This window comes from Cupriavidus sp. GW822-FHT06G04 (genome assembly GCF_058799075.1).
Genome location: NZ_JBXALD010000005.1, coordinates 87,744 through 104,080, shown reverse-complemented (window position 1 = coordinate 104,080; position 16,337 = coordinate 87,744). Strand labels below are relative to the sequence as shown.

The following is a 16,337-nucleotide window of genomic DNA, read 5'->3' as shown; positions in this document are numbered from 1 at the left end:
TTCTGCCCTGCACGGCAAAAACCCCTACAATATCGCCCCGCGCGCGACGCCCCCGGCCCGCGCATGTCCCGCTCCTGCTGCCTCTGACTCCCTGAATTTCATGATCTCAAACGCTTGCGGCGTCGATTTCGGCACGTCCAATTCCACTGTCGGCTGGATTCGTCCCAACGCGCCGTCCCTGCTGCCGCTCGAGGACGGCAAGGCCACGCTGCCGTCCGTGATCTTCTTTCACGCCGAAGATCCGCTGGTCAGCTATGGCCGCGCGGCGCTGGCGGACTATCTCGCCGGCTATGAAGGCCGCATGATGCGATCGCTCAAAAGCCTGCTGGGCACGTCGATGATGGACGACAGCACCGAGGTGATGGGCCAGGCCATGCCGTTCCGCAAGCTGTTGGCGCACTTTGTCGGCGAATTGAAGGGCCGCGCCGAACGCGCCGCCGGGCGCGAGTTCACCTCGGCCGTGCTGGGCCGCCCCGTGCATTTCATTGACGAGGACGCCACCGCCGATCAACTGGCCGAGGACACGCTGGCCGACATCGCGCGCGATGCGGGCTTTCGCGAGATCGCGTTCCAGTTCGAGCCGATTGCCGCGGCGTTCGATTACGAGGCGGGCATCGGCGGCGAGGAACTGGTGCTGGTGGCCGATATCGGCGGCGGCACCTCGGACTTTTCGCTGGTCCGGCTGTCGCCCGAACGGGCGCGCAAACTGGACCGCCGCGAAGACATCCTGGCCAACGGCGGCGTGCATATCGGCGGGACCGATTTCGATCGCGCGCTGAGTCTGGCCAGCGTGATGCCGATGCTCGGCCTGAACAGTCAGTTGCGCAATGGCAAGGCGATGCCGTCCGGCCAGTATTTCGATCTGGCAAGCTGGCACACGATCAACCTGGTCTACACGCGCAAGGCGTGGTCGATCGTGATGGACAACTATCGCGATGCCGCGGACACGGAAAAGCTCGATCGCCTGATCCGGCTGATCCGCGAGCGCGCGGGCCACTGGCTCGCCATCCAGGTGGAAGCAGCAAAGATCGCGCTGTCCGAGGACACGCAAACAGTGGTGGATCTGGCGCGCATCGCGCCCGACACTACGCTGACCATCACGCGCGACGATTTCGATGCATCGATTGCCAAGCTCGTCGACAAGACTGCCACCACCGTGCAGGGCATGCTCGTCACGGCCGGCGTGAAGGCCGATGCGGTCGACACGATCCTGTTTACCGGCGGCTCCAGCAGCGTCCCCCTGCTGCGCGAGCAACTGGCGCGCTTGCTGCCAGGCGCGCGCCGCGTGGAGGGCGACCTGTTCGGCGGCATCGGCTCGGGACTGGCACTGGACGCCGCGCGCAAGTTCGGCTGACGACGTTGAAGATGGCCGGCGCGCGCATGGCGTCGCGCGTAATACCGTGTGCGGCGCGCGACATCAAGCACGGTTAAGTCCAGTTGCACAATCGAACAGAATGTCAGGGGCTTCGCCGCTACAGTGGTCACTCTCGTTTTCAGGAGGTCCACGAATGAAGCAACATCTGGCGAAATCCCTGTTGATGGCTGGCGCGATGATCGCGTCGTACCCGTTGCTGGCGCAGCAGTACCAGCCTGCACAGCCGGTCCAGCAGGCACAGCCGATGCCGAGCGCGCAAACGATGCCATCCACCGCGGACATGCCGGGCACCGCCGCAACGCCAGCACAGATGCAGCCTGACGCCGCATCGACCATGCAGGCACAGGCGCCCGCGGCACCCAATCCCTATGCGCAGGGTTCGATGCAGGGCGTGCAGCGCGGTGTGCCGCCATCGAGCACGTCGCCCGCGATGGCGCCGGGCGCGCCTGGCGATCCTACCGTCGCTGCAAATCCCGCTGTCGCCGTGGACGCGGCCAGCATGAGCCTGCCGCCCGATGCGCTGGGGTCTCGCCTGGGCCGACGCAATCCGTTCCTCGACGGCGCCTGAGGGAAGGCGACGCGCATCGCGTGGCGGCACATCAACCGCCACGCATGCCCCTGATATCAGCCTCGCGCGTAGCACATCGCTTGCATAAATTGCCGTGCGTCGCGTGCAGGAATTGCAGCGCGGACGCGTTGGCGCGCCGTCGCTGCGCTGCGGCAAACCCGCCGCTTTAACTGACGCTTTAACTCAGATTGAGGGTGCGTTCCGAGATATCGAGTTCGCCCCGCTCGCGTCCCACCCGGATGTGGTTCTCCACGTCGCAAACGCCAAACACCGCCGCGGCAATTTCCTCGATACGATACTTTTGGTAGCGGTCCGCCACCGATCCCTCCAGTTTCACCAGCCCCTGCTCTACGTCGACCGTGACCTCGCTGACATCGACCGCGTCGTCCATGGCCAGACGGTCGCAGACATCGGCGTGGATGCGGTGGTCGTCACGCTGGAAGTTCTTCGGTCCCGTGGGATGCGCGCCGATTCGTGGCGACGTAACGGGGCGCGTGGGATGGTCGCGATAGCCGGGGTCGCCAGGATAGACGCGCTGTGCGCTGTTGAACGACTGGCCGCCGCCGTCGCTGCTGCCGAAGTATCCCGCCCCGCCGAAGCCGGGCTCGTCGGGCCGTTGGGCCTGATCGCGCTCTTCCAGCGCGCGCCATGTGGGCGGCTGGCCCTCGTCGGTGCGCGTTGAGGGATCCGGCGTTTGTCGGTCGCGATGCCTGCGAAAGAAGTTGAACATATTGCACTCCTGCTATTGAGGGTGAGCCCCGGCGACGCAATGGCTGCGCAAAAACCGTGCCGCCGCGCTGGCGCGACACGGTTCGCCCATCGCCAAAATGGCACGTCGATTGCTTCACGTCGGTTGCTTCCAGTTTGCAGCGCTACGACAGCGCCTGAAGCGTCTTCAATCGGCTATCGAGGAGTTGGCAACGGTGGACAGCCCGGTCAGAGCGATCTTGATGTACGGACTCGTGCCGCTATGGATTTGCGCCGGGCTGGGCGACTGGCTCTGCCATAAGCGCACGCGCATCGAAAGCAATGCCGGCGTTTTGGAATCGATCATGCACAGCCTGATGATGGCCGAGGTAGGCGTGCCCGTGCTGCTAGCGTTGTTTCTGGAAATCAACGCCGCGCTGTTTGCGGTGATGATTGCGGGTGCCGTGGTGCATGCGGTCACCGCATGGATCGACGTGCAATACGCTAGCGCGCGCCGCGACATCCGCCCCGTCGAGCAGCACATGCACAGCCTGCTCGAAGTCTTGCCGATTGCCGCCATCGCACTGCTGGCAGCGGCTTATTGGGATCAATTCCTCGCCTTGTTTGGCCACGGCGAGGCGGTGGCCGATTTCTCGCTGCGACGAAAGACCGATCCGCTGCCCGCGGCTTATCTGACCGGACTGCTTGTGACGATCGCGCTGTTTGTCGCAACGCCGTATGCGGAAGAACTGGTGCGGTGCGCGCGTGCGTATCGGCCGCGACGCGTGCCCGGGGAATGATGGTGGCGCTGATGGTGGTTCCATTGCGTCGCCCGCCGCGCACCATGCCGACGTCCCGCCTACCCGTCAAAAACAACTCGCCATGGACGACGTACAACACGTAGCGCATTTCCTGCTGCGGCATGGCCTGGTGGTGGCCACCGCCGAATCCTGCACGGCCGGCCTGATCGCTGCCAAACTGGCCGAGGTGCCGGGCTGCGGCAGTTGCCTGCGGCTGGCCGTGGTGACCTATGCGCCCGAGGCAAAGACCGGCGTTCTGGACGTGAGCCAGGATCTGATCGACCGCCACGGGCTGACCAGCGAAGCGGTATCGCTAGCCATGGCGCGCGGCGTGCTGGCGATGTCTGGCGCCGATCTCGCGGTGGCCAATACCGGCGTTGCCGACGATGGCGCGGACGACGGCACGCCGGTGGGCACGCAGTGTTTTGCGTGGATCTTCCGTGCGGCGAGCCGCGCGGGACAACCGGTGGAGTTTGCCGAAACCCGGCGATTTGGCGGCGACCGCAACACGATCCGCGATGCCGCCGCCGAATGGGCGCTGACGCGGATTCCGCACTATCTGACCCTGGCGCGCGCGCAGCACGGGTAACCCGTCGCGCTCGAATCCACGCCGCGCGCCGGCGATCGTCGACATCAAGCGCCAACGTCGAGCGCCGGCACCCTGCGCGATACTGGCCGTTCGCACCGTCCCATCGTTGAATTGGCGGTAAGATGCCGCGGATTCAGGATGCGGGAGAACGGATTTGAACGACGAAAACGGCGCGCGGCGCTCCGTGGCGATTTACTGGGACTTCGAGAACCTGCACGCCGGCTTGCTCGAGGGCAAGCATGGCGAAGGCGCCTATGCCAAGCCCGACAACCGCTTCAAGCCGCAGGAACCGCTGATCGACGTGCAGTCGCTGGTGGACCTGTGCGCATCGCTGGGCGACATCGCCATCCACCGCGCCTACGGCAACTGGCAGTTTTTCGGCCGGTATCGCGATGCGCTGCTGCAGAACGCCGTGGATCTTGTCCAGTTGTTCCCGCCCGGCGCGTCGGCCAAGAACGGCGCCGATATCCGGCTGTGTCTCGATGCGGCGGATGATATCTCGCGCTTCGCTCATATCGGCACCGTGGTCATCATCGGCGGCGACAGCGACTTCATGCCGGTGGCGCAAAGGATCCGCGCCGCTGGCCGCACGCTGATCGGCATCGGCACGCGCAAGAACACCAACCGCCATTGGGCACGAAGCTGCCACGCCTTCCACTATTACGACAGCCTGGCGCAGCGCGCCAATGGCGAACCCGCCAGTCAAGCCGAACCCCCACGCGCGCTGCCCGCAGCCATTACCGCCGCACCGCGCCGCGCATCACTTTCAGAATCCCAGGAGCTCCGCATGACCAGTCCACAGCAATCATCGGCCGTCGCAGCACAAGGCTCGCAAACGCCGCCGGACCGCACCAGCGTGACAGACGACGCCCATGTGGAAGACATCATTCCGCTGCCGCCGCCCGAGCATCTGATCCGTTTCTTTCCGATCCGCGGCACGCCGGTCGAGGCGCTGGTCACGCAGACGCGCCAGCACATCGCGCGCATTCTGCACGGCAACGACGACCGGCTACTCGTGATCATGGGCCCATGCTCGATCCACGACCCGCAGGCCGCGCTCGATTACGCGCGGCGGCTGATGGCACAGCGCGAACGCTTTGCGGATTCGCTCGAGATCGTAATGCGCGTGTACTTTGAAAAGCCGCGCACCACGGTGGGCTGGAAGGGGCTGATCAACGATCCGTACCTCGACGAAAGCTATCGCATCGACGAAGGCCTGCGCATCGCGCGCAGCCTGCTGCTCGATATCAATCGACTGGGACTGCCGGCGGCCGGCGAATTCCTCGACGTGATTTCACCGCAGTACATCGGCGACCTGATTTGCTGGGGCGCCATCGGCGCGCGCACGACGGAAAGCCAGGTGCATCGTGAACTGGCCTCGGGCATTTCCGCGCCAATCGGATTCAAGAACGGCACCGACGGCAATATCAAGATCGCCATCGATGCGATCCAGGCGGCGTCGCGCCCGCACCATTTCCTCGGCGTGCACAAGAACGGACAAGTGGCGACGGTGCATACCCAGGGCAACCCCGACTGCCACGTGATTTTGCGCGGCGGCAAGACGCCCAACTACGACGCGCAATCGGTGGCGGCTGCCTGCAAGGAACTTGAAGCCGCCGGGCTGGGCCGTGCGCTGATGGTCGATTGCAGTCACGCCAACAGCAGCAAGCAGCATCAGAAGCAGATCGACGTGGCCGACGCAGTGGCGCAGCAGGTGGCAAGCGGCAGCGCGTCGATCTTTGGCGTGATGGTCGAAAGCCATCTGGTGCCCGGCGCGCAGAAGTTCACGCCGGGCGAGCACGATCCCGCGAAGCTTGCGTACGGCCAGAGCATCACCGACGCGTGCATCGGCTGGGATGATTCGGTTGCCGTGCTGGAAACGCTGGCCAATGCCGTGCGCTCCCGACGCGCCGCGCGGGGCGCCTAGCGCGTACCCACGCCAATGAGCATCGAGATGACACCTCGCGCACGTCCGGCCGATCGCTAACCCTTCGCCGAAATACCGTTGAAGCAGACGTCGAGCATATGCTTGACGATCTGCTCGTCGTCGAGCTTGGCGTACAGACGCAGGTATTCGACAGCCGGATCGCAGGTGCGCGAGTAATAGGAAAAGAGGATCACGTCGTCGGGCAAGGTGCGGTCCAGGTCGCCCGCCTTCTTTGCCTCGCCCACCAGCTTCGTGAGGACGCCGTTGAGCTTCAGCACGCGCGTCACGTAGCGCACGTTGCGTGTGAGCATGTCGCGCACGTTCGGGCTGGTCGACGGCAGGAACGGCAAGCCACCTTCCAGGCGCACATGCAGCGCCCATGCCAGCAGCGCCCGCAGGCGGCCAAGCGCCGTGTCTTCCGACGGCAAGCGTTCCAGAAACTCCAGCGCGCCGTCGATCAGCCGGATCATGGCGGCGCCCACCAGATCGTCCTTGGACTTGAAATGCTTGTAGAGGATGGGTTTCGAAATACCCACCTCGCCGGCCACGTCGTCCATGGTCATCAGGTCGAACCCCTTGCCCGCCAGAATGCGCGTGGCGGCGTCGAGGATCGCGTCCTCACGCAACCGGAAGGTCTGGTCCTTGAAGCTGAGCTTACCCAAAATACCCATTTGTAAATTTCGTTACTATGCAGTAACCTTCTTTCCGAGACAGTAGGGGTATGGTAGCACCCCAGCTCGAAAACGCATCAATAACTGCTAAAAAAACCAGAAAGGTGCAGCGTGGGCGCTTGTTCGGTCACTCAGAAGGGAATGCGCATTGCCGTGGTGGGCGCCGGGATCTCGGGGCTAGCCACGGCATGGCTGCTTGGTCGCGATCACGCCGTCACAGTGTTCGAGGCCGGCGATTATCTCGGCGGCCACTCCAATACCGTGGATGTCACGCTCGACGGCCACACCTGTCCCGTCGACACGGGCTTTCTGGTGTTCAACGACCGCACCTACCCGAATCTGGTGGCGATGTTCGAAGCGCTGGGCGTGCGCTCGCATGCCAGCGACATGTCCTTTGCGGTGTCGCTGGACGAAGGGCGGCTCGAATGGGCAGGCAGCAATATGAACACCGTGTTTGCGCAGCGCGCCAATGCGTTCTCGCCAACTTTCCTTGGCATGCTGCGCGACATCCTGCGATTCAACGGCGCTGCGCAAAGCCATCTGGCGCTTGCCGAGCGCAGCGGTTGCTCGCTTGGCGATCTGCTCACCGCCGGCCAGTATGGGCAGCCGTTTCGCCAGCACTACCTGCTGCCGATGGCGGCCGCGATCTGGTCATGCGCGACGGCTGACGTGCTGCATTTTCCGGCGGCAACGTTTCTGCGCTTCTGCCTCAATCATGCGCTGCTGCAGGTGCGCAATCGCCCGCAATGGCGCACCGTGGATGGCGGCGCGCGCAGTTACGTGCAGCGCATCGCCGCGCGGCTCGACGACATCCGTCTGGGCGTGGCAGTGCGCGCCGTACGCCGCGACGAGGACGGCGTTTCTGTCATGACCGACGAGGGCACTGCGCGCTTCGATGCGATCGTCTTTGCCACGCACGCGCCAGACACCTTGTGGATGCTTGCCGACGCATCGCCGGCCGAACGCGCTGTGCTGGGCAGCGTGCGCTATGCCCCCAACGTGGCGATCCTGCATACCGACGCCACGCTGCTGCCGCGCCGCACACGCGTATGGTCCGCTTGGAACTACCTGGGCCGCCGCCATGGCGACGCACAGCGCGCCGTATGCGTCAGCTATCTGCTCAACCAGTTGCAGCCGCTGCCGTTCCGCACGCCCGTGGTGGTCACGCTCAACGCCTATCGCGATCCCGCGCCCGGCACGGAGCTGCGGCGCTTCCACTACGCGCATCCTCTGTTCGACCTGGCGGCCATTGCGGCGCAGCAGCGCCTGCCGGCATTGCAGGGCGAGCGACGCACCTGGTACGCCGGCGCATGGACCGGTTATGGCTTTCACGAGGACGGATTGAAATCAGCGCTGCGCGTGGTGCGCGATTTCGGCGCCTTGCCGACATGGGCGCGACTATGACAGCGACTGCCTGGCTCCTGCGCTGCCGCGTGATGCACGACCGCCTGCGTCCCGCTCGCAATCGCTTTGTCTACCCGGTGTTCTGCGTGCGCGTCGATATCGACGCGATGCCAAGCCTGCGGCGCTGGTGGTTCGGCGTCGACCGCATCAGGCTGGTCAGCCTGCATACGCGCGACTATGGCCCGCGCGATGGATCCAGCCTTGGCGACTGGGTCCGCCCGCGTCTGGCGGCGGCGGGCCTGCCCGACGACGGACCGATCTGGCTGCAGACCACGCCGCGTCTGTTCGGCTACGTCTTCAATCCGGTCAGCTTCTGGTATTGCCACGACCGCGCAGGCGCACTGCGCGCACTGGTGGCCGAGGTCAACAACACCTTTGGCGATCACCACGCCTATCTGGTGACCGCGCCTGACCTGGGGCCGATCCACACGCACACCGTGCTTGCCACACGCAAGCGGCTGCATGTATCGCCCTTCAACACCGTGCAGGGTCACTACGCGTTTCATATACGCGAAACCGAGGAAACGGCCTACGTCGGCATCGATTATTACGACGACGACGGCCTGTTGCTGCGCACCTCGATCGGCGGGCGCAAGGGGCCGCTCACCCTGCGCCGCATGCTGGCGGTACTGGCCGCGCAGCCGTGGGCTGCTATTGCGGTCATCGTGCGCATCCACTGGCAGGCGGTGCGCCTGTGGTGGAGATCGGTGCCGTTTCATGGCAAGCATCCGCCGTCGGCCCCGCCCGTCGGTTAACCCCATTTTTCCCGGCACTTCCTGCTCATATGAACCGCCTGCCCTTCCACCAGCGTGCGTTGCTCCAACCATTTGCCCCTACCCTGCTGCCGTCCCGGACATCCTTGTCAGTCCGAATGTTCCTGGCCGCGCTCGAGCGCATGGACGTGGGCCATCTGGTGCTCTTACGGCCGGACGGCCAAGAGACGGTATACGGCGATCCGCATCAAGCGCCGGGGGCTAGGCTGACGCTGCGCGACTGGCGCGCGTGCGAAGCGATCCTGCGCGCCGGCGATATCGGTTTTGCCGATGCGTATCGCGCCGGCTGGATCGACAGTCCCGACCTGGTGGCCGTGCTGCGCGTGGCGCTGGACAACGAATCGGCCCTGTCCCGGACCATCGCCGGCACCTGGCTGGCACGCCGCTGGCAGCAATTGCAGCATCTGCTCCGGCGCAACACGCGCGCGGGCAGCCGGCGCAATATCCACGCGCACTACGATCTGGGCAACCCGTTCTATGCGCTATGGCTCGACGAAACCTGGAGCTATTCGGCCGCGCTGTTCGGCGGCCGCAGCGACCTTTCGCTCGAAGTGGCGCAGGAAGCCAAGTACGCCCATATCTGCGATGCGCTTGCGCTGCAACCGGGCATGCGCGTGCTCGAAATCGGCTGCGGCTGGGGTGGATTCGCCCTGCATGCGGCCCGGCGCGGCGTGCAGGTGCATGGCGTGACGATCTCCGCCGCGCAGCTTGCACTGGCGCAGACGCGCGTTGCGCAGGCGGGCCTGAGCGATCGCATTACGCTGGAACTGCGCGACTATCGCGATCTGCAGGGCACCTACGATGCCGTCGTGTCCATCGAGATGTTCGAAGCGGTCGGCCAGGCGTACTGGCCGGGTTTTTTCGATCAGCTCAACCGCAGGCTGCGCCCAGGCGGACAGGCCGTGATCCAGTCGATCACGATCGACAATGCGCGCTTCGACGCCTATCGGCAAAGCGGCGACTTTATCCGCGCGTACATCTTTCCCGGCGGCATGCTGCCCAGCCCAGCGCGCTTTGCCGAGGCGGCGCGGCGCGGAGGATTCTCGAGCCGGACAGTCCTGGCGTTCGGCCGGGACTATGCCGAAACATTGCGGCGCTGGCGCCAACGCTTCGAGGCGCATATCGAGGATGTCCTCGCGCTCGGCTTCGACGAGACTTTCGTGCGCATGTGGCGGCTCTATCTCTGCTACTGCGAAGCCGGGTTCGATGCGGGCCGCACCGACGTCATGCAGTTTCTTCTGACGCGCGAGAATTAGCATGAAACGCCAACTGGCGGCGCTGCTGCTCGGATTGTCCACATTGCCTGGCATAGCGGCCGAGGCGTGGCGCGATGCGCTGCCGCATGCGCAGATGATCGGACAGGGCGACTACCGCTGGCTGGGAATGCGCATTTATGAGGCGCAGTTGTGGATGGGACAGCCATCGGCATCGCTCGTGTCTGCCGCGCCGGCCGATCCGGCGAGCGTGCTCGACGCGCCCCTGGCGCTGCGTCTGGTCTATGCGCGGGACATCGGCGCGCAGCGCCTGGTGGACACGAGCATCGACGAAATCGTGCGCATGCAGGGCCATTCGCTCTCTGACGCCACGCTCCAGCGCTGGCGCGATGCGCTGTCGCGGGTCATGGTGGACGTGCGCGCGGGAGATCGGCTGACCGGCGTTTACCTGCCGAATCAAGGCGCACGTTTCTACGCCAATGACCGCGCAACCGGCCAGATCGACGATCCAGCGCTGGCGCGCGCATTCTTTTCCATCTGGCTGGGCCCGGCCACGCGGGACCCAGGCTTGCGTCAGAAACTGCTGGGGTTGGCGCGATGACCGCGCGCACCGCTCAACTCGCCGCCTATGGCGCGATGGGCTTGCCGCTCGCCATGGTGGCGCTGCCCATCTACGTCCAGGCGCCGGCCTACTACACCGCGCGTCTTGGCATGCCACTTTCGACGGCCGGGCTGATCCTGTTCCTGACGCGCCTTGTCGATACCGCACAGGACCCGCTGCTCGGCCGCCTGGCCGATACGCTGGCGCGTGGCCGCGGCCTGTCGATGGCGCTGTGGATCGCCGCGTTGTGCCTGGTTGGCGCGTTTGCCGCGTTATGGATGCCGCCGGTGGCAGGCGTCGCGCTGGCCGTGTGGTTTGCCCTGGCGCTGGTCGCGATCTATGCCGCGCACAGCTTTATCAACGTCGCCTACCTGGCCTGGGGTGCACGGCTGGCAAGCGACAGCGACGTGCTGACCCGTGCCGCGGCCTGGCGCGAAGGGGCTGGCGTGATCGGGGTGCTCATCGCCAGCGCCGCGGCCGCGTGGCTGCTGGCCGCAGACGACCAGACACCACAGCACGCGATGGTCCCGTTTATCGGGCTGTTCGCGATGTTGCTGATCGGTGCGCTGTGCCTGCTGCGCTTTGCGCCGCCCTGGCGGATGGCGCCGCGCACGCTGGACGGCCGCTCTGGCCATGGCGGCTTTGCGTACGCCATTGCAAACCTGTGGACACCGGTGCGCGCCAATGCGTCGTTCCGAATGATTCTGGCGCCCTATTTCCTGAATGGCCTGTCCGTCGCGATACCGGCGTCGCTGGTCGTGTTCTTTATCGAGGACCGGCTCGGCGCGGCGCAATGGGTGGCGCCAAGTCTGGCCGCGTATTTCCTGGCTGCCGCGCTGGGCTTGCCACTTTGGGTGCGAATATCCGCACGCATCGGCCCGCGCTCCGCGTGGCGCGCGGCAATGGGGCTGGCCATCGCCGCGTTCGTCTGGGCAGCCACGCTGGGGCCCGGCGACGTCGCGCCGTTCCTGGCAGTCTGCGTCGTATGCGGCGCGGCGCTGGGCGCCGATCTCGCATTGCCGCCGGTTCTACTCGCCCGCTGCATACCGGACGGCGAAGGCGCGGGCGCCTACTTTGGCATCTGGACGCTGATCGGCAAGCTTTGCCTCGCCATCTCGGCGCTGTCGCTGCCGGCGCTGGCATGGTTCGGCTATCAGCCCGGCAATCCCGCCACCGGCGGCGCGGGGCTGGCGCTGGCGCTGGCCTACGCGGGCTTGCCCTGCCTGTTCAAGCTGGCCGCGCTGGCCGCATTGCGCGAGCCATCGCGCGCCGTTACGGAGAATTTTCCATGAGACCGCTCGCTGCACTGATCGTGGCAGCCGCCACCGTGCTGGCCACCGCATGCTCCACACCTGATATCAGCCGATACGCACAGGAAAAACCGGTGCTCGACATCACCCAGTACTTTGCGGGCAGGACCGAGGCATGGGGCATGTTCCAGAAACGCAGCGGAGAGATCGTCAAGCGATTCCATGTGGTTCTGAACGGCCAGACAACGCAGGACGGTTTTGTTTTGCACGAGGCCTTCCACTACAGCGACGGCACGACGCAAGAGCGCACCTGGACGCTCCGCCGGCAGGCCGACGGCACATGGCAGGGCAGCGCGCCCGACATCGTCGGCACGGCGGCAGGTCAGGTGGCCGGCAACGTCCTGCGCTGGCATTACACGATGCGCTTGCCGGTCGACGACGACGTGTATGAAGTCCAGTTCGACGACATGATGGTACTCATCGACCCGCAGACGATGATCAATCGCGCGCGCGTCACAAAGTTTGGTTTCGAGGTCGGACAAGTGACGATCGCCTTTCGTCGCCCGGCCCAATAGGATCCCTCATGGGCTTCGGTCTGCATTTGAATCCGCGCTTGCGCGACTGGCGCGATAAGCGCGTGTGGGTGGTCGGCGCGTCCAGCGGCATCGGCGCGGCGCTCGCCAGGGCTTTGCTCGACAAAGGGGCATGGGTCGCCGTGTCGGCGCGCCGGCCCGAAGGCCTCCATGCGGTGGTCGCGGGCCATCCGAACGGCGTCGCATTGCCGATGGACGTGAACCGTCCAGGCGACTGGACAGCGACCCACCATGCGCTGTGCCAGGCATGGCAAGGCGTGGATCTGGTCGTGTTCTGCGCGGCCGAATACCGCCCCCTGCGGCCCTGGCAGGTCAGCGCCGAAGAGGCCCACCATACGATCGAGACGAATCTGTGCGGTGTGTACTATGGGCTCGATGCGATCCTGCCCACCATGCTGTCGCAGCGCTCGGGCGGACTGGCCATCGTGGCAAGCGCCGCCGGCTACATCGGACTGCCGAACGCCACGCTATATGGCCCGACAAAGGCCGCGCTGATCAATCTGGCGGAAGTTCTGTACGCCGAACTGCATGGTCATGGGCTTGGCATCTACCTGATCAATCCCGGCTTCGTCAAATCTCGCCTGACCGCACTGAACGCGTTCAAGATGCCCGCGTTGATCACACCGGAAATCGCGGCGCGGGACATCCTGGCCGGATTCGCGCGGGGCAGTTTTGAAATAGCCTTTCCGCTGCGCTTCACGCGCGCGGTTCGTCTTGTCAGCCTGCTACCCTACCGCATCAGTCTCGGCTTGCTGCAACGACTGGCCCGTACATCATGAACCCTGCAACCGACCTGCCGCCTCCGACCGATCCCTCGCATCGGGACAGCCTGTGCGCACTGCTTGCCTGGTACGAGACACTGACACCGGCGTCTCTTGAAATGCTGGGGCAGTTTTACGCGCCGGACGCGCGATTTCGCGATCCCTTCAATGACGTGCGGGGCACCGCGGCAATTCACGCGATCTTCGTCCACATGTTCAACACGGTGGAGTCACCGCGCTTTACGATGGCCACGCCGATGGCGAGCGGCGCCGACGCCTATGTCCCCTGGACATTCACAGGCAAGGTGCGCGGGCGCGCATTCGACGTCCCTGGCTGCAGCCGTCTGCACTTCAATGCGCATGGCCGAGTTTCCGATCATCAGGATTTCTGGGACGCCGCGACGCTGTGGCGACAGCTGCCGATAATCGGCGCTCCGGTGCGCTGGCTCACCAAACGATTTGCGACCCAGGGATAGCGCGCGCTTCGCATCGGCAGCGCAGACATGACCGTCCGCATCGGCTAAGGAAACGGCGCCGATGTATTCCAACGCGGAAACTATCGGCGACAAATCTTCATTAGGCCCCCGGGCGATTCGGCGCGGATACTCGAAGCCGTCATATCACCACACGGGGAGCAAAACATGAAGGAATTAGCAAGAAAAGTCCTGACCTGTGCCACGTTCGGGCTCGTCGCGCTGGGGGCGGGTATCGCGCATGCGGCGTGGCCAGAGAAGCCGGTACGGCTGATCGTTCCCACCGCGCCCGGCGGCGCGCCGGACATCGTGGCGCGGCTGTTCGGCGATGCGCTGTCGCGGCGCCTTGGCCAGACCGTGGTGGTGGAAAACCGCCCGGGCGCCGGCGGCAACATCGGCATGCAGGCGCTGATGGCGGCGCCGGCCGATGGCTACACCATCGCGTACGGGAACAACGCGACGCTTTCCACGAATCGCTTCCTGTACAGCAAGTTGCCGTACGACCCCGACAAACTGCTGCCGATCGTCGGGCTGGTGACCACCTTCAACATCCTTGCCGTCAACCCGTCGCTGCCGGTCAAATCGGTGCAAGAGCTGGTGGCCTACGCCCGCGCCAATCCCGGAAAGCTGTCGATGGGCTCAGCCGGCAACGGCACGACCAGCCACCTGGGCGGCGAACTGTTCAAGGTCATGGCCAACCTGAACATCACGCATGTCCCGTACAAGGGCAGCACGCCGGCCTTGCAGGACCTTGTGGGCAACAACGTGCAGTTGATGTTCGATAACGTCCCTTCGATCGGTCCGTATGTGGCCTCGCATCGCCTGCGCGCGCTTGCCGTGACATCGAGTAAGCGCTCGCCGCATTTTCCCGATCTGCCCACCATGGCCGAGGCCGGCCTGAGCGGCTATGAACTGACCGCATGGGCAGGTCTGGTAGCCGCGCCGGCTACGCCGACCGAAGTGGTCGACCGTCTCAATCGCGAAGTCAACGCCATCCTGCGCGACCCGGCATTTCGCGCGCAGCTCGACAAGTTGTCGTTCGATCCGCTAGGCGGCAGCCAGCGTGATTTCCAGGCGCTGATTGCGTCCGAGACGGTGAAGTTTGGCGAACTTGTGCGCAAGAGCGGCGCGAAGGTCGACTGAGAGAACGGGAATGGCAACGGAAATGGCAATGGGAATGTCAAAGCACTACGACCTGATCATCCGCAATGGCGAGCTGATCGACGGCACGGGCGCGCCACGACGGCGCGCCGATATCGCGGTGCGTCAGGGCGAAATCGCCGCATTGGGCAACCTTGGCGATGCGTACGCGGACGCCGAGATCGATGCGAACGGGCTGGCAGTCGCGCCGGGTTTCATCGACACCCACACACATGACGACTGGATGGTATTCCAGTCTCCCGAGATGCTGTCGAAGGTGACGCAAGGCGTCACGACCATCATCGCCGGCAATTGCGGCATCAGCCTGTTCCCGCTCGTCACGGATGCGATACCTCCCGCGCCGCTCGACATCATGCGCGGCGGCTATCGTTTCGAGTCGGTGCGGGCGTATCGCGAGTCTTTTGCCGCCAACCCGGCGGCCGTCAACGTCGCGGTGCTGATCGGGCAGTCGACGCTGCGCGCGCGGCACGTCGGTCAGCTTGGCGCGGCCGCGAGCGATGACGAGATCGAGCTCATGCGGCAGGACGTGGAAACCGCCTTGCAGCAGGGCGCGATCGGCGTGTCGACTGGCACGTTCTATCCGCCTTCCTCAGCGGCGTCCGAGGAAGAGATCGTGCGCATGTGCGAGCCCATGCGACGTCTGGGCGGCGTGCTCGTCTCGCATATGCGCGACGAGAGCGACAACATTCGCGACTCGATCGACGAAACCGCCCGCATCGGCAAGGCGCTGAACGTCTCCACGGTGATTTCGCACCACAAGCTGGTGGGCAAGCGCAATCATGGGCGCAGCCGCGAGACGCTCGCGCAGATCCGGGATCTGGCGCGGACCATGCCTCTATGCCTGGACTGCTACCCGTACGCGGCTTCCTCGACGATGCTGCGACCCGAACGGGTGATGCAATGCGACCGAATCCTGATCACATGGTCGGCCACCCACCCGGACGCCGCCGGCCGTTATCTCGAAGACATCGCCGCAGAATGGGGACGCTCACGCCACGAGGCGGCGCAGATGCTGGTGCCCGGTGGCGCCGTGTATTTCATCATGGACGAAGGCGACGTGCGCGATATCCTCGCCTATCCGGACACGATGGTGGGGTCCGACGGCATTCCTTCGGACGAAACTCCACACCCGCGCCTGTGGGGCACGTTTCCGCGCGTGCTGGGGCACTATGCGCGTGACCTGGGCCTGTTTCCGCTGGAGCGCGCGGTCCACAAGATGACCGGCCTGGCGGCGCAGCGTTTCGGTCTGGAGCGTCGCGGCGAATTGCGGATCGGCCACGTTGCCGACATCACCATATTCGACCCGGCGACGATCCAGGACCGCGCCACGTTCGACGATCCGCAGCAACCGTCGGTCGGCGTGCGCCATGTGTTTGTCGCGGGCGCAGCAACCATGCGCGATGGCGTGCCGATTGGCGGCAGCCGTCCCGGCCGCTTCGTCACGTCCACGCTGGTGAAGACCGACAGGCAAGCCGATTCAACGCTGTGAC

Annotated in this window: 18 protein-coding genes and 1 pseudogene; 16 read left to right on the top strand and 3 right to left on the bottom strand. The window is 65.2% G+C overall.

Annotated elements, in window-relative coordinates; genetic code table 11:
* Positions 1 to 100: 100 nt before the first annotated feature.
* Positions 101 to 1,354 carry an Hsp70 family protein gene (locus AC1RKI_RS13345; protein ID WP_492795660.1) on the top strand — a complete coding sequence of 418 codons (1,254 nt, stop codon included), beginning with the start codon at positions 101 to 103 and terminating at the stop codon, positions 1,352 to 1,354.
* Positions 1,355 to 1,508: 154 nt separating this feature from the next.
* On the top strand, positions 1,509 to 1,943 hold the full coding sequence (locus tag AC1RKI_RS13340) for a hypothetical protein (protein ID WP_061954536.1): 435 nt from the start codon (positions 1,509 to 1,511) through the stop codon (positions 1,941 to 1,943).
* A 178-nt stretch (positions 1,944 to 2,121) separates the two neighbouring features.
* Here the strand turns inward: AC1RKI_RS13340 and AC1RKI_RS13335 are convergent, their stop codons facing one another.
* Complete coding sequence (locus AC1RKI_RS13335) at positions 2,122 to 2,673, bottom strand: BON domain-containing protein (protein ID WP_244788212.1); 552 nt, start codon at positions 2,671 to 2,673, stop codon at positions 2,122 to 2,124.
* A 165-nt stretch (positions 2,674 to 2,838) separates the two neighbouring features.
* Positions 2,839 to 2,997, bottom strand: a complete 159-nt coding sequence (locus AC1RKI_RS13330) for a hypothetical protein (RefSeq protein WP_223506216.1) — start codon at positions 2,995 to 2,997, stop codon at positions 2,839 to 2,841.
* On the opposite strand from AC1RKI_RS13330, the gene AC1RKI_RS13325 reads away from it, so the two are divergent.
* The 4 genes and pseudogenes from AC1RKI_RS13325 (at position 2,996) to AC1RKI_RS13310 (ending at position 5,946) form a co-directional block, all read left to right on the top strand.
* On the top strand, positions 2,996 to 3,430 hold the full coding sequence (locus AC1RKI_RS13325; protein ID WP_492795657.1) for a diguanylate cyclase: 435 nt from the start codon (positions 2,996 to 2,998) through the stop codon (positions 3,428 to 3,430). The two genes, AC1RKI_RS13330 and AC1RKI_RS13325, sit on opposite strands and share 2 nt — an antisense overlap.
* Positions 3,431 to 3,512: 82 nt before the next feature.
* The gene (locus tag AC1RKI_RS13320; protein ID WP_061954530.1) at positions 3,513 to 4,019 is read left to right on the top strand and encodes a CinA family protein; all 507 of its coding nucleotides are present in this window, start codon (positions 3,513 to 3,515) and stop codon (positions 4,017 to 4,019) included.
* 184 nt (positions 4,020 to 4,203) lie between these two features.
* Positions 4,204 to 4,671, top strand: a pseudogene (locus AC1RKI_RS13315) (NYN domain-containing protein); the annotation flags it as partial.
* 135 nt (positions 4,672 to 4,806) lie between these two features.
* Positions 4,807 to 5,946: a 3-deoxy-7-phosphoheptulonate synthase gene (locus AC1RKI_RS13310; protein WP_170292587.1), complete on the top strand. Its 1,140-nt coding sequence runs from the start codon at positions 4,807 to 4,809 to the stop codon at positions 5,944 to 5,946.
* A 56-nt stretch (positions 5,947 to 6,002) separates the two neighbouring features.
* On the opposite strand, the gene AC1RKI_RS13305 is transcribed toward AC1RKI_RS13310, so the two are convergent.
* Entirely contained in the window at positions 6,003 to 6,617 is a 615-nt protein-coding gene (locus AC1RKI_RS13305; protein ID WP_150980257.1) for a TetR/AcrR family transcriptional regulator, read from the bottom strand.
* Positions 6,618 to 6,758: 141 nt separating this feature from the next.
* Between AC1RKI_RS13305 and AC1RKI_RS13300 the strand changes: the two genes are divergently transcribed.
* The 10 genes from AC1RKI_RS13300 (at position 6,759) to AC1RKI_RS13255 (ending at position 16,336) form a co-directional block, all read left to right on the top strand.
* The gene (locus tag AC1RKI_RS13300; RefSeq protein WP_492795654.1) at positions 6,759 to 8,021 is read left to right on the top strand and encodes an NAD(P)/FAD-dependent oxidoreductase; all 1,263 of its coding nucleotides are present in this window, start codon (positions 6,759 to 6,761) and stop codon (positions 8,019 to 8,021) included.
* Positions 8,018 to 8,776, top strand: a complete 759-nt coding sequence (locus AC1RKI_RS13295) for a DUF1365 domain-containing protein (RefSeq protein WP_492795652.1) — start codon at positions 8,018 to 8,020, stop codon at positions 8,774 to 8,776. The genes AC1RKI_RS13300 and AC1RKI_RS13295 overlap by 4 nt, the downstream gene beginning before the upstream one ends.
* A gap of 116 nt (positions 8,777 to 8,892) precedes the next feature.
* The gene (locus tag AC1RKI_RS13290) at positions 8,893 to 10,050 is read left to right on the top strand and encodes a class I SAM-dependent methyltransferase (protein ID WP_492795900.1); all 1,158 of its coding nucleotides are present in this window, start codon (positions 8,893 to 8,895) and stop codon (positions 10,048 to 10,050) included.
* A 1-nt stretch (position 10,051) separates the two neighbouring features.
* Positions 10,052 to 10,609: a chalcone isomerase family protein gene (locus AC1RKI_RS13285; protein ID WP_150980248.1), complete on the top strand. Its 558-nt coding sequence runs from the start codon at positions 10,052 to 10,054 to the stop codon at positions 10,607 to 10,609.
* Complete coding sequence (locus AC1RKI_RS13280; protein WP_492795650.1) at positions 10,606 to 11,901, top strand: MFS transporter; 1,296 nt, start codon at positions 10,606 to 10,608, stop codon at positions 11,899 to 11,901. Before AC1RKI_RS13285 ends, AC1RKI_RS13280 begins: the two co-directional genes overlap by 4 nt.
* 20 nt (positions 11,902 to 11,921) lie before the next feature.
* The gene (locus AC1RKI_RS13275; RefSeq protein ID WP_492795648.1) at positions 11,922 to 12,434 is read left to right on the top strand and encodes a DUF3833 domain-containing protein; all 513 of its coding nucleotides are present in this window, start codon (positions 11,922 to 11,924) and stop codon (positions 12,432 to 12,434) included.
* A gap of 8 nt (positions 12,435 to 12,442) precedes the next feature.
* Positions 12,443 to 13,231 (top strand): SDR family NAD(P)-dependent oxidoreductase, encoded by a 789-nt coding sequence (locus AC1RKI_RS13270; protein ID WP_061954514.1) that lies wholly within the window; start codon positions 12,443 to 12,445, stop codon positions 13,229 to 13,231.
* Positions 13,228 to 13,689: a nuclear transport factor 2 family protein gene (locus AC1RKI_RS13265; RefSeq protein WP_150980244.1), complete on the top strand. Its 462-nt coding sequence runs from the start codon at positions 13,228 to 13,230 to the stop codon at positions 13,687 to 13,689. The genes AC1RKI_RS13270 and AC1RKI_RS13265 overlap by 4 nt, the downstream gene beginning before the upstream one ends.
* Positions 13,690 to 13,854: 165 nt before the next feature.
* On the top strand, positions 13,855 to 14,829 hold the full coding sequence (locus AC1RKI_RS13260; protein WP_244788220.1) for a Bug family tripartite tricarboxylate transporter substrate binding protein: 975 nt from the start codon (positions 13,855 to 13,857) through the stop codon (positions 14,827 to 14,829).
* A gap of 22 nt (positions 14,830 to 14,851) precedes the next feature.
* Positions 14,852 to 16,336: an N-acyl-D-amino-acid deacylase family protein gene (locus tag AC1RKI_RS13255; RefSeq protein ID WP_492795899.1), complete on the top strand. Its 1,485-nt coding sequence runs from the start codon at positions 14,852 to 14,854 to the stop codon at positions 16,334 to 16,336.
* The last annotated feature ends 1 nt before the right edge of the window (position 16,337 follow it).

Coding starts and splice junctions, on each gene's coding strand:
- AC1RKI_RS13345 (WP_492795660.1), top strand. CDS start 101: ATGATCTCAAACGCTTGCGGCGTCGATTTCGGCACGTCCAATTCCACT.
- AC1RKI_RS13280 (WP_492795650.1), top strand. CDS start 10,606: ATGACCGCGCGCACCGCTCAACTCGCCGCCTATGGCGCGATGGGCTTG.
- AC1RKI_RS13285 (WP_150980248.1), top strand. CDS start 10,052: ATGAAACGCCAACTGGCGGCGCTGCTGCTCGGATTGTCCACATTGCCT.
- AC1RKI_RS13255 (WP_492795899.1), top strand. CDS start 14,852: ATGGCAATGGGAATGTCAAAGCACTACGACCTGATCATCCGCAATGGC.
- AC1RKI_RS13325 (WP_492795657.1), top strand. CDS start 2,996: ATGCACAGCCTGATGATGGCCGAGGTAGGCGTGCCCGTGCTGCTAGCG.
- AC1RKI_RS13300 (WP_492795654.1), top strand. CDS start 6,759: ATGCGCATTGCCGTGGTGGGCGCCGGGATCTCGGGGCTAGCCACGGCA.
- AC1RKI_RS13260 (WP_244788220.1), top strand. CDS start 13,855: ATGAAGGAATTAGCAAGAAAAGTCCTGACCTGTGCCACGTTCGGGCTC.
- AC1RKI_RS13340 (WP_061954536.1), top strand. CDS start 1,509: ATGAAGCAACATCTGGCGAAATCCCTGTTGATGGCTGGCGCGATGATC.
- AC1RKI_RS13310 (WP_170292587.1), top strand. CDS start 4,807: ATGACCAGTCCACAGCAATCATCGGCCGTCGCAGCACAAGGCTCGCAA.
- AC1RKI_RS13305 (WP_150980257.1), bottom strand. CDS start 6,617: ATGGGTATTTTGGGTAAGCTCAGCTTCAAGGACCAGACCTTCCGGTTG.
- AC1RKI_RS13330 (WP_223506216.1), bottom strand. CDS start 2,997: ATGATCGATTCCAAAACGCCGGCATTGCTTTCGATGCGCGTGCGCTTA.
- AC1RKI_RS13290 (WP_492795900.1), top strand. CDS start 8,893: ATGTTCCTGGCCGCGCTCGAGCGCATGGACGTGGGCCATCTGGTGCTC.
- AC1RKI_RS13335 (WP_244788212.1), bottom strand. CDS start 2,673: ATGTTCAACTTCTTTCGCAGGCATCGCGACCGACAAACGCCGGATCCC.
- AC1RKI_RS13265 (WP_150980244.1), top strand. CDS start 13,228: ATGAACCCTGCAACCGACCTGCCGCCTCCGACCGATCCCTCGCATCGG.
- AC1RKI_RS13295 (WP_492795652.1), top strand. CDS start 8,018: ATGACAGCGACTGCCTGGCTCCTGCGCTGCCGCGTGATGCACGACCGC.
- AC1RKI_RS13320 (WP_061954530.1), top strand. CDS start 3,513: ATGGACGACGTACAACACGTAGCGCATTTCCTGCTGCGGCATGGCCTG.
- AC1RKI_RS13270 (WP_061954514.1), top strand. CDS start 12,443: ATGGGCTTCGGTCTGCATTTGAATCCGCGCTTGCGCGACTGGCGCGAT.